The organism is Okeania sp. SIO2B3 (assembly GCF_010672525.1).
Lineage (GTDB): Bacteria > Cyanobacteriota > Cyanobacteriia > Cyanobacteriales > Microcoleaceae > Okeania.
Map to the genome: position 1 here is coordinate 1 of NZ_JAAHGH010000164.1, position 10,027 is coordinate 10,027.

General features: G+C 35.2%; 6 protein-coding genes. All 6 read left to right on the forward strand.

From position 1 onward, the window contains the following. Window positions 1-4,730: AAA-like domain-containing protein (locus F6K15_RS36110; protein WP_293070669.1), on the forward strand; the 4,730-nt coding region annotated here is incomplete at its 5' end. Between the two features lie 320 nt (window positions 4,731-5,050). Beyond that, a complete protein-coding gene (locus F6K15_RS36115; RefSeq protein ID WP_293070671.1) occupies window positions 5,051-6,133 on the forward strand; it encodes an amidohydrolase family protein in 1,083 nt (360 codons plus the stop codon). A gap of 150 nt (window positions 6,134-6,283) precedes the next feature. After that, window positions 6,284-6,925 carry a hypothetical protein gene (locus F6K15_RS36120; RefSeq protein ID WP_293070673.1) on the forward strand — a complete coding sequence of 214 codons (642 nt, stop codon included), beginning with the start codon at window positions 6,284-6,286 and terminating at the stop codon, window positions 6,923-6,925. A gap of 319 nt (window positions 6,926-7,244) precedes the next feature. Then, window positions 7,245-7,670, forward strand: coding sequence for a hypothetical protein (locus F6K15_RS36125; protein WP_293070675.1), 426 nt, complete (start codon window positions 7,245-7,247; stop codon window positions 7,668-7,670). A 753-nt stretch (window positions 7,671-8,423) separates the two neighbouring features. Next, entirely contained in the window at window positions 8,424-9,479 is a 1,056-nt protein-coding gene (locus tag F6K15_RS36130; RefSeq protein WP_293070677.1) for an amidohydrolase family protein, read from the forward strand. After that, window positions 9,476-10,027 (forward strand): protein kinase (locus F6K15_RS36135; protein ID WP_293070679.1); only part of this gene is annotated, 552 nt, incomplete at its 3' end. The genes F6K15_RS36130 and F6K15_RS36135, both read left to right, overlap by 4 nt.

Genomic DNA, 10,027 nt, shown 5'->3' on the forward strand with positions numbered 1-10,027 from the left:
TCCAGAGAGATATTCCTTATTCAGCAATTTCTCAAGCTTTTCAAGAGTTAATCCGTAAACTGCTAAGTGAACCAGAAATAACTCTACAAACTTGGAAAACTCAAATATTAGAAGCTCTAGGAAATAACGGTCAAATTATTATTGATGTAATTCCCGAAGTTGAAAAAATCATCGGTAAACAACCACAAGTTGAACAATTAGGAGCTACTGAAAGTCAAAATAGATTTAATTTATTCTTTCAAAGATTTTTGAGTATTTTCTGTAAAAAACAACATCCTTTAGTAATCTTTATTGACGATCTACAATGGGCAGATTTACCATCTCTGAACTTAATTGAGCAATTAATGTCAGATGATGAAAACCAATATTTTCTTTTAATAGGAGCATATAGAGATAATGAAGTTAGTCCTACCCATCCTCTAGTACGGACTTTAGAGAAAATTAAGACTGCACAAGTACCAGTATCGGAAATTACTCTTGAGTCCTTAAAAATTAATCATATTAATCAATTAATTGCCGATACCCTAAGTTGCTCTACAGACATTACCAAACCTTTAGCAGAATTAGTTGCCAAAAAAACAGGAGGTAATCCATTTTTCCTGACTCAACTGCTGAGTTCTTTATATCAAGAAAATTTATTAGTCTTTAACCCCCATAAGCAACAAGATAATCGACAAAGTTATTGGCAATGGAATCTAGAAGAAATTGAAAGAGTTTCTATTACTGATAATGTAGTTGAATTGATGGTGGGTCAAATTGAAAAATTAGATAAGAAAACTCAACAAGTTCTCAAATTAGCAGCTTGTATCGGCAATAAATTTAATTTAGAAATTCTGGCTATCGTTAATAATAAATCTCAAACAGTAACAGCTAATGAATTACAATCTGCTTTACATGAAGGGCTGATTTTACCGTTAAAAAATAACTATAAAGTTCCTTTACTCTGGAATCCTGAAGATTTATCAAATAACCTCTCGCAAAACTATTTTGAATCGGCAAAATATATCCCCTACAAATTTTTACATGACCGAGTACAACAGGCAGCTTATTCTCTAATTCCAGCAGCAGAAAAAAAGCAACTGCATCTACAAATAGGTCGTCTACTATTGAAAAGTTTTGAAGAGGATGAGTTACAGAATAAGATTTTTGATGTTGTCAATCAACTTAATCAAGGGTCTAGTTTAATTATCGAACAATGGGAAAAAGATGAGTTAGCGAAATTAAATCTTCAGGCAGGTAAAAAAGCAAAAACTTCTACGGCTTACAAAACAGCATTAGAATATTTAGAGATTGGTGTCAAATTATTAGCAGAAAATAATTGGGAGGAGCAATACAAATTCACATTAGAACTCCAAGTAGAAACCTTAGAAGCTTTGTACTTAAATTCTCAGTGGGAACAGGTTGAAAAACTATCTACAACTATTCTAGAAAAAGTCAACAATATTCTCGATAAAGTTAAGGTTTATAAGTTAGTAATCTTATCTTACTATGGTCAATTTCAGCCACAAAAATCTATAGATGTTGCTTTAAAAATTTTAGAAAAACTCGGAATCGAAATCTCTCAAGAAATTGTTAGTGATAGTGCCATAAAAAATAGGCTTGAACAACAACAGAAATCTTTGAAGTTTCTATTAAAAAGAAAAAATATTGAAGATTTAGCCGATCTGCCAAAAATGACCGACCCCTATAAACTAGCAGCTTTCTCCATAATGCAGTCAGTTGGTACAGCATCAGCAACAACAAATGTTTCTCTGCGAATTGAAGCAATGTTAACTCAACTTAATCTATGTATTGAATATAATAATCCTCCTGAAGCTGCTATTACTTATTGCTTATATGGATCGCTTCTGTGTGCAATAACAAAAGATGTTGATTCTGGATATCAGTTCGGAAAGCTTTCTCTTAAATTGTTAAATAAAGATAATATTCCTCAATTAGAATCTGTAGTTATAAATCAATATTATGGAAATATCTGGCATTGGAAAAAGTGGCTCAATGAAAAAGAATCACAAGAAAAATTACTGAATAGTTTACAAAAAGATATCAATAGAGGAAACAACGAGTATGTTTGTTATCTTGCTATGGACTATTGTTTGATCGAGTTTTTTGGAGGATGTAATTTGGAAGAGGTTGAACGGGATTACCTAAAATATAGTAAGTTAATCGCAAAAACTCATCAAGAATATTCTATAAATTATATAGAAATCTGCAAAAATATTGTTTTAAACTTAACCACTACAGAGCAACACAAATACTATCTATTAATTGGAAATTCTCAAGACGCAGAAGATAGAGCAATAGAAATATATATTAATCAAGAAAACCAATGGTTACTATTTATTTACTACTTTGGCAAAACCTTAATTTTATATCTCTTCAAAGATTCTCTTCAAGCTTTTAAAAATAGTCAATGTGCAGATAGATATGTGGCTGGAATGATCGGATATTTATGTACCCCACAGCACAATTTTTACTATTCCCTTGCTTGTCTTGCTCATCACAATAATTGTGATACAGAACAGCAAAAAGAATTACTAGAACAAGTAGAAAAAAATCAAGAGGATATGAAAATATGGGCTGGATATTGCCGAGAAAATTTCCAGCATAAATACGATTTAGTAGAAGCAGAAAAAGCCAGAATATTAGGACAAACTTTGCAAGCACAAGAACTGTACGATCGCGCCATTCAAGGAGCAAAAAAATATGAATTTATCCACGAAGAAGCTTTAGCTTATGAACGATCAGCAGAATTTTATCTCGCCCTCATCGGTAGAGAAGAAATAGGTCAATTTTACCTCAAAAATGCCCATCATTGTTACATCCGTTGGGGAGCAAAAGCAAAAGTAAAACAGTTAGAATCAGAATATCCCCAATATTTATTAAGAGTAACAAATAAAAATAAATCAAAAGGTATTAGTACAACTCTTTCTACCTCTAATACTGATGGAGAAATTCTCGACTTAACCACAGTAATGAAATCATCTCAAGCAATTTCTGGTGAAATTAAGCTCGAAAATCTCCTGTACAACTTAATGAAAATTACCATCGAAAATGCTGGAGCACAAACAGGATTTTTAATTCTCTACCATCAAGGAAATTGGGCGATCGAAGCTCAAGGAAAAATAGATAGCGACGAAGTAACTATTTTACAATCAATTCCCATCGAATCTATAGACCCCCAAACATCAATTCCCATATTACCAACCACCATTATTAACTATGTAATTCGCACTCAAGAATATATTGTACTCAACGACGCAGCTAACCAAGGACAATTTATTCATGACCCTTATATTATCGCCACAAAAAGTAAATCAATTCTCTGTACACCCCTAATTAATCAAAGTCAATTAAGCGGAATAGTTTATTTAGAAAATAATTTAACCACAGATACATTCACCTCAGAAAGAGTCGAATTATTAAATATATTATCTGCTCAAGCAGCAATTTCCATCGACAATTCCCGACTTTATCAAACCCTAGAACAAAGAGTAGAAGAACGCACAAAAGAACTATCACAAACCTTAGACGTTCTCAAAGCAACTCAAGCAGAACTAATCTTTGAAAATGAACTACTAAAAACTGGCAAACCTGCCTCTAATTTTAACTATAAAGTAGGTGGAAGTTTGCCGATGAATGCCCCTACTTATGTAGTCCGACAAGCCGATCGCACCCTCTATCAAGCCTTAAAACAAGGAGATTTTTGTTATATTTTGAATGCTCGACAAATGGGAAAATCTAGTCTCATGGTCAGAATGATCCACCATCTCAACCATGAAGGACATCATTGTGCAGCAATAGATTTAACTCAAATTGGTAGTGAAAATGTCACCGTAGAACAATGGTATAAAGGATTAGCAGTGGATCTATTGCGCAGTTTTCGTTTAATGAAAAAATTTAACTTAATCAAATTAAAAACTTGGTGGAACGACAGATTAGATATTTCTCCCGTACAAAGATTAGGTCAATTTATTGAAGATATTTTATTAGTTGAACTGAATAATGAGGACGATGAATCTATCAAAAAAGTATTCATTTTTCTAGATGAAGTTGATACAATCTTAAGCTTAAAATTTCCAGTCAATGACTTTTTTGCCCTAATTCGCTCTTGCTACAATAAACAAACCATCGATCCAGAGTCTAGATGTCAGAATCTCACCTTTGCTTTTTTTGGAGTAGCAACTCCTTCAGAATTAATGACTGATATTAGGAAAACACCCTTTAATATTGGTCAAGCAGTTGAACTAGAAAGCTTCAAAACACATGAAGCACAACCTTTATTATATGGAATAACAGAAAAAGTTAGTAATCCTCAAACCATGCTCCAAGAAATATTAAACTGGACAGGAGGACAACCTTTTTTAACTCAAAAACTATGTCAGTTAATTCGTAATTCAGAAATACCAATTCCCATCAATGGTGAAACCGAATGGATAGAAAACTTAGTACAAGAAAAAATCATAAAAAATTGGGAAGATCAAGATGAACCAGAACATTTAAAAACCATTCGCGACCGGATTTTTCATAGTGAAAATAAAAGACAAATGCTCGAAATTTATCAACAATTATTAGAGCAAAAAGAGATAATTAGGACAGATATTCCAGAAGAAAAAGAATTATGTTTATCAGGACTAGCAATTAAGCAAAATGAGTTGCTGAAAATTCATAACCGCATATATGAATTAGTATTTAATCGTAGTTGGACAGAAAAAAATCTGCTGGAACTTTAGGAATTAGGAGTCGTAGGGGCGAATGGCATTTACCCAGTCGTAGGGGCGGGTTTCGCGTTAAATTAATGGTGTTACAAATTATCTGATGAACCTGCCCCCAACCCAAGGATATAATGCACTTTTTTAACTATGTTGAACAGCTAAACATTTATTATATATACAGGATTTACGCACGGACACTAAATCTAGTTAGGGCGAATGCCATTTGCTAACGCAAAGCTCCGCTAACGCCCCTACATATGGCGTTTTTAAGGTGAGTTTGCGTAAGTCCTGATATATTAACTAGACGAGCTACTACTACCCTTTTTCCTTTTTTAACTATGCTCAACGGATACAAAATTATAGACGCAGACTCCCACGTTATCGAACCTCCCCAGATGTGGGCAAAATACCTCGAACCTCAATTTCAAGACTTTGCTCCCTCCCTGGACATGAAAATTAAAGGGGAACCCATCAACGAAAAAGTCTCCCAACAAGTAGAACAAGAGGGAAATAGACAGATGATGGAAGCTCATCCCCATGCTTATTTAAACCACTACGATGTTGAATCTCACGTCCAAGAAATGGTATTGATGGGAGTGGATATAGCCTTTATTTATCCTACTTCTGGACTGTGGTTATTTGCGATCGATACTTTGCCCCCAGAAGTCATCGGAGCTTTTACCCATGCCTACAATACATGGCTGTATGAAGAATTTTGTAGCTATGACCCCAGTCGGTTAAAAGGAGTAGGGGCAATGAATCTCCATGACCCCCAGGAAATGGTGAAAGAGCTACACCGAATTGTAAATTTTGGCTGGAAAGCAGTTTTTTTACGCCCTAACCCCGTCAAAGGCAGAATTTTGAGCGATGCGGAATACGAACCCTTTTGGGCTGCTTGCGAAGAATTAGACATAGCTGTAGGCATTCACGAAGCAACCCACGGTCGCTTACCCACCACAGGAGCAGATAGATTCAATAGTCGTTTTGCCCTCCATGCTTGTTCTCACCCCATGGAACAGATGATGGCCATGTTGGCCTTAATAGAAGGAGGAGTATTAGAGCGTCATCCCAAGCTGAGGGTAGGATTTTTAGAATCTGGTTGTGGTTGGTTGCCCTATTGGTTATGGCGGTTGGACGAAGAATACAAAAATTTACATTGGGAAGTCAAAGATATGGTAAAATTACTGCCTTCAGAATATTTTCGCCGTCAATGTTATATTGCCGTTGACCCATCTGAATCTTATCTGACTCAAATTATTGATTACATTGGTTCTGACAATTTAATATTTGGCTCAGATTATCCACACATGGATCATCAGCCAGATATTGTTAAGAATCTTGTAGAGCTTGAGAATAATTTATACCAGGAGATAGTGAAAAAAATAGTTTGGGATAATCCTAAATGTTTCTATAAAGTTTGAGTTGAAATGTGCAGGTTTCATTTTGTTAGGATATACTCTAGGAGGTTTTCTATTTTTTTGCAAAACTTGCATCATTCAACTAAAAATTTCATACTCTATTAGAGAAAAGATTTTTTCACTTTAATAAAAGACTATTAGGTAGGTTGCACTATGGTATTATCGCCCGAAAATTTGCGTTTAAGTAACCAGGAAAAGTTTTCAGAGTTAGCTGAAAAGCAATTGTTAGAAAACCCAAACTCTGACAAACTAATTCAAGGGTCAGTTCTGCGGCATATGCTGGCTCAAACAAAGATGATTTCTCAAATTATTTCCTACATATGGTTATATGCTGAATCAGATCCTTTGGCCAAACAAGCTAGACACTGGTTTCAAAACCCTACAAAAAATTTTGATAAATTAGAAAACCCTACTGTTGCAGATAAATTGCCTTCTTTAGCAAAATTAATGGGGGCAAAACCTCAAGACCAGAATATATACGGTGAATTTTTGAGTAACGCTTTTCCTGATGTTAAAGATGAAAGCAAAGGTCTTTATCAGTTTCCGATTTTTAATAAGCTAGACATTGAATCAGGCATAGTAGTATTTAAAACTGATGCTGCTATTGCTAATGGATCTATTCAAGATCCTACCCCAAATAGTCCTAATATTTTGACAGTAGTCATTGCCTTTCCAGCTTGCCCACAATTTAGTGAAGCAACACTCACAAAAGAAGAATTATCAGACTGGCTCAATGACCGAGATAATAGTAACTATACACCTCCTAATTCTTATATTCCTAGCTGTAGTTCTTAGTAATAGGTATAGACCAAAAGTTTTGGTTTAAATTCCTATTTCTACAAGCCAAGAAGAACATCTAACCAAAATATTTTAATAATCTCTCATTAACCAAACAACAGTTTTAATGGGAGGTTATTTGCTTTATTGACTTTTAACTAGACTTGCTTATAGCTGTTCCCTTGCCTATTACCTATGGCAACTAGATGAAGAATGTGCTAGATTAATATCGTCAGGAACTCCATAGCGAAAATTCAAAAATCCTCTGTTGTCAACTAAGCACAACATAGGGAGTATGTCAATCTTTTAATCAATTTATCCCAAAAATAAATACATCATGCAAAGAATAACATACGGACAGCTTGATACATTCTGTACTCTACAATCTAGCTCACCCAACGATTTACGAGCAGTCACTAAAAAAATTTCCCAGCTTGTTGCAGAATCCTGGCTGCCAAAGGGAGAAGAGATCAGGAAAATATTTCTATCTCGAAACTCCAAAAAAATCTTGAAAATGTTTAAGAAGAAAGGTATTGATATAGATTTTTTTGGGCCTTCCTTAAAAATCTCTATAGATACGGATACCTTTACAGGGTATCTTGAAGAGACACGCGATAACGAACCAGTATTTAACTTGGTAATATCATATCCTCCAAAACCTAGTGAGTTTAACCTTTCAGATAAAGAGTTAAAAGAGTGGGTTGAAAATGACGATAGCAACCAATTTGTTCCTGATAATCTCTATATACCAGTTACTTTTTGACATACTCCCGACCTTGTGCATAGCGCGACAACGCGGGATTCTTCAGTCATAAAAAAAATGACCGCTATTTTGACAGAGGTGATGTCCTCCCCCTGTGTTGACCTTGACAATAACAAAATACCTCCTAGCTTGTCAAGGGTATAGGAAGGTTTTATTTGTGGAGGTATCTGATTCTTGGCCCTGGCTTTCCCATAGGACGCTCCCCTAATAGCTGTCGCTAGGCTCCGACAACGGGATAGCGCGGTACTTCCCGTCAGGGCTTGTAACTGTTGGCTAAAATCTGGTATTATTTATAAAAAATTGCGAACACTGCAATTTTAGCTGTGATTGCTCCGCAACGCTAGCGCGAACGAGACTTAAATGCAGCGTTAAATTTAGCTATGGCGGTCAGTTCGACCGTGACAGCTTGTGGACTGGACAGACACCGACGTTGCCAGGTAGAAGCAGGAATAGAACAGATTATTTATAGAAAATCATAGATTTATATAGATAATCATAGGTTTCTAAGAACGGAAGTTAAATATACTAAACTAGACAAAAAAACAAGTAGACATCTCCAAAAAGTAGAAATATAATCTTGGGCAATTGAAAAATCAAGATTTGAGTACTTTTTTCTGAGATGTCTATCTTTTTCAAGATAGCATTTTCCAATAACTTGGTAGAGTTCCCACTTGATTATTCCTTGCTCATTTAATGCAAGCTAGTTTAATAACTTGAATACTTAATTATAAATAATAATATCAGATTTTTGAGATGTTAAATAGATATAAAATTCTTGACGCAGATGCTCATACTATAGAGCCACTTGACATTTGGCAAAAGTATCTTAATCCAGGATTTAAAAGTTTTGCTCCTTTGCCCGATCTGACAATTAAAGGTACGAAAATATATCATAAGATTTCTAATCAAGTTCAAGGTAAACTTTCTTTACCCAATAACTTTGATGCAGAATCTCAAGTTAGGGCGATGAAACAAATGGGAATTGATCTATCATTGATTTATCCAACTTATGGATTATGGCTTTTGGCCGTTGATACAATGACCCCTCAACTTGCTCAGGAGTTCGTTCTCGCCTATAATAACTGGTTACGAGACTTTTGTAGCTACGATCCAGAAATACTCAGAGGAGTAGGAATAGTTAATCTTCATAATCCTGAAGATATGGTGCCAGAATTAAATCGGATAGCAAAGTTTGGCTGGAAAAGTGTCTGTGTATTACCTAACCCAGTTAAAGGGCGACTACTGAGCGATCGTGCTTATGAATCATTTTGGGCAGAGTGTGAGCAATTAGGAATAGCGGTTGGCATTCATACTGCTGCCCATTGTCGTCTACCAGCTACTGGAGCAGACAGATTTGATAGCCATTTTTCAATACACGCTTGCGCTCATCCGATGGAGCAAATGATGGCATTGTTAGCATTAATTGAAGGAGGAGTATTAGAACGCTATCCGAAGCTTAGGGTAGGTTTTCTAGAGTCAGGTTGTGGCTGGCTACTCTACTGGTTATGGCGATTAGATCAAGAGTATGAGGAACTTTATTGGGAGGTTAAAGACAATGTCAAGATGAAACCTTCAGAGTATTTTCGTCGCCAGTGTTTTATTGAAATAGATCCTTCTGAACCCTATATTTCTGATATTATCTCATACATTGGTGAAAATAACTTGATTTTTGGATCTGATTATCCTCACCTCGATCACGATCCCTATGTTGTTAACAAAGCTGTGGCATTAGAGGAGCAGCTTTCTCCAGAAATTGTGAAAAAGATTCTTTGGGATAACTCCCTTCGTTTCTATGGCATAGAAGAATGATTGATTCCAAGACTAACTACCAGATTATTGCTAAAGTTTACGAAAGTGATAATTCATTGATTTATCGAGCTATCCTCAAGCCAGATAATCAGGCTATTATTCTCAAAATTCTTAAAGAAAACTATCCTACTCCCTCCCAACTTACCTACTATAGACAGGAATATGAAATTCTTCGTTCCTTGAATGTTAATACTATTATTAAAGCTTACGATTTACAAAGATACGAAAATACTTTAGCAATACTCTTAGAAGACTTTGGTGGTGAATCTCTAAAATTATTAATATCTCAATCTCAATTAAACTTAGAAAACTTTCTGAATATTGCTATTAAAACAACAGAAAGTCTAGCAGCAATTCATCAAGCTAATATCATCCACAAAGATATTAATCCTGCCAATATTGTCTATCATTCCCAAACAGGACAACTAAAAATCATCGACTTTGGCATTTCTACCCGTTTATCCCAAGAATTTCTCACAGTTCTTCTCCCCCATCAACTAGAAGGAACCTTAGCATATATCGCCCCAGAACAAACAGGTAGAATGAAC

Excerpts from the sequence above, each read along its gene's own strand:
- F6K15_RS36120 (WP_293070673.1), top strand. The coding sequence starts at position 6,284 with ATGGTATTATCGCCCGAAAATTTGCGTTTAAGTAACCAGGAAAAGTTT.
- F6K15_RS36115 (WP_293070671.1), top strand. The coding sequence starts at position 5,051 with ATGCTCAACGGATACAAAATTATAGACGCAGACTCCCACGTTATCGAA.
- F6K15_RS36125 (WP_293070675.1), top strand. The coding sequence starts at position 7,245 with ATGCAAAGAATAACATACGGACAGCTTGATACATTCTGTACTCTACAA.
- F6K15_RS36130 (WP_293070677.1), top strand. The coding sequence starts at position 8,424 with ATGTTAAATAGATATAAAATTCTTGACGCAGATGCTCATACTATAGAG.